Annotated in this window: 2 protein-coding genes; one reads left to right on the top strand and one right to left on the bottom strand. The window is 67.9% G+C overall.

Annotation, left to right across the window (positions count from 1 at the left end; all coding sequences use genetic code 11):
• Positions 1-51 precede the first annotated feature (51 nt).
• A complete protein-coding gene (gene ffh / locus IAE56_RS20790; protein WP_108768208.1) occupies positions 52-1428 on the bottom strand; it encodes a signal recognition particle protein in 1377 nt (458 codons plus the stop codon).
• Positions 1429-1550: 122 nt separating this feature from the next.
• Here ffh and ccsA point away from each other — a divergent pair, with 122 nt between their 5' ends.
• Entirely contained in the window at positions 1551-2345 is a 795-nt protein-coding gene (ccsA, locus tag IAE56_RS20785) for a cytochrome c biogenesis protein CcsA (protein WP_200753824.1), read from the top strand.
• The last annotated feature ends 58 nt before the right edge of the window (positions 2346-2403 follow it).

Below are 2403 nucleotides of genomic sequence, written 5' to 3'. Positions count from 1 at the left end.
CGACTCTACGCAGGCCGCGCCGACCACGGCGCGTGCCCGCGGCTCAACACATCAACGGAACGGCATGCCGCGGCCGCCCATGGCGCCCATCATGCCCTTCATGCTGCGCATCATGCCCTTCATGCCGCCGCCGGCCATCTTGCTCATCATCTTTTCCATCTGCATGTACTGCTTCATGAGCTTGTTGACGTCGGCCGGGGTCACGCCCGAGCCCTTGGCGATGCGCGCGCGGCGCGAGCCGTTCAGCAGGTTCGGGTTGCGCCGTTCCTTCTTGGTCATCGAGCTGATGATGGCGATCATGCGCGGCACTTCCTTGCCCTGGCTGACCTGCTGCTTGAGGTGCTCGGGGATGTTGCCCAGGCCCGGCAGCTTGTCCATCAGGCCGCCGATGCCGCCCATGTTCTGCATCTGCTCCAGCTGGTCGCGCATGTCGTTCAGATCGAACTTCTTGCCCTTGGCGACCTTCTCGGCCAGCTTGGCGGCCTTGTCCTTGTCGACCTGCTGCTCGACCTGCTCGACCAGCGACAGCACGTCGCCCATGTCGAGGATGCGGCTGGCGATACGGTCCGGGTGGAACACGTCCAGGCCTTCCGGCTTTTCGCTGACACCGACGAACTTGATCGGCTTGCCGGTGATGTAGCGCACGCTCAGCGCGGCACCGCCACGGGCGTCACCGTCGGTCTTGGTCAGCACCACGCCGGTCAGCGGCAGCGCATCGCCGAAGGCCTTGGCAGTGTTGGCCGCGTCCTGGCCGGTCATGGCATCGACCACGAACAGGGTTTCAGCCGGGTTGACCGCCGCGTGCAGAGCCTTGATCTCGGCCATCATCGCTTCGTCGATGGCCAGGCGGCCAGCGGTATCGACAATCAGTACGTCGACGAACGAGCGGCGTGCATCGTCGATGGCGGCGCGGACGATGGCTTCCGGCTTCTGGTCGGCGCTGGACGGGAAGAACAGCACGCCGACCTGCTCGGCCAGGGTCTTCAGCTGCTCGATCGCGGCCGGACGGTAAACGTCGGCCGACACCACCATCACCTTCTTCTTGCGCTTTTCCTTCAGGTGCTTGGCCAGCTTGCCCACCGTGGTGGTCTTGCCGGCGCCCTGCAGGCCTGCCATCAGGATGATGGCCGGGGCGGGAACGTTGAGGTTCAGGTCGCTGGCTTCGGCGCCCATCACCGCGGTCAGCTCGTCGCGCACGACCTTGATGAGGGCCTGGCCCGGGGTCAGCGACTTCAGCACTTCCTGGCCGACCGCACGCACCTTGATGCGCTCGATCAGGGCCTGCACCACCGGCAGCGCGACGTCGGCTTCAAGCAGCGCGATGCGCACTTCGCGGGTCGCCTCGCGGATGTTCTCCTCGGTCAGGCGGCCGCGGCCACGCAGGCGCTCGATGGTGCCGGAAAGGCGCTGGGTCAGGGACTCGAACATGCGGCGCAACCTGTCTGAAAGCGGGGGACAATAAGGCAGACAGTATAACGGGTCCGCCCGCCTTCCCGGGCTGCGACCACGGGGCCGTCGCCAGCATCACGGGGGTATGCGAAACTGCAACGATGTTAATCGTTCTCATCGCCGCCCTGCTCTACCTGGCCGCCAGCGCCCTGCTGGTGCGTGCGCTTGGCCGCGATGATGCCCTCGGTTCGCCCACCTGGCTGTGGCCGGCGCTGCCGGCCATGCTGCTGCACGGCGGCTACCACGTGCTGGTGGCGATGCGCACCACCGGCGGCCCGGACATGCACTTCTTCGCCGCGCTGTCGCTGGTCGGCCTGGGCATGGCCTGGCTGACCTCGCTGGTCGGTGCGCGTGGGCGCATGTCGGCGCTGGGCGTGGTGGTGTTCCCGCTGGCCGCGCTGCTGCTGGCGGTCTACCACGGCTACGGCCATGAGCCGAGCAAGGTGCTGGGCTGGCGCCTGGCCAGCCACGCCTGGCTGGCCCTGCTGGCCTACGCCACGCTGAGCATCGCTGCCCTGCTGGCGATCATGCTGTGGCTGCAGGAACGGGCGCTGCGCCGACGCGAGTTCCGTCCGTGGCTGCGTGCACTGCCGCCGCTGGCCGACCTGGAAGCCCTGCTGTTCCGGGTCATCACCGTGGGCTTCGCCCTGCTCACCCTGACCCTGGTCACCGGCGTGCTGTTCGTCGATGACCTGCTGGCGCAGAAGCTGGTGCACAAGACCGTGCTCAGCGTGCTGTCGTGGATCGTGTTCGGCGTGCTGCTGATCGGCCGCCGCCGCTACGGCTGGCGCGGGACGAAGGCGGTGCATTGGACGCTGTCGGCGATGCTGTTGCTGCTGCTGGCGTTCTTCGGCAGCCAGTTCGTCATCGAGCTGGTGTTCGGGCATACGCGGTAAAGGCGTGGCGGGCCGCGGCCCGGCCCGCCCGGCGGGGGGGGGGGGGGGGGGGGGGGGG

This window comes from Stenotrophomonas sp. S41 (assembly GCF_016624625.1).
In the GTDB taxonomy this organism is placed as follows: domain Bacteria; phylum Pseudomonadota; class Gammaproteobacteria; order Xanthomonadales; family Xanthomonadaceae; genus Stenotrophomonas.
The sequence above is the reverse complement of the archived record's forward strand: the minus strand, read 5'-3'. Positions and strand labels throughout refer to the sequence as shown.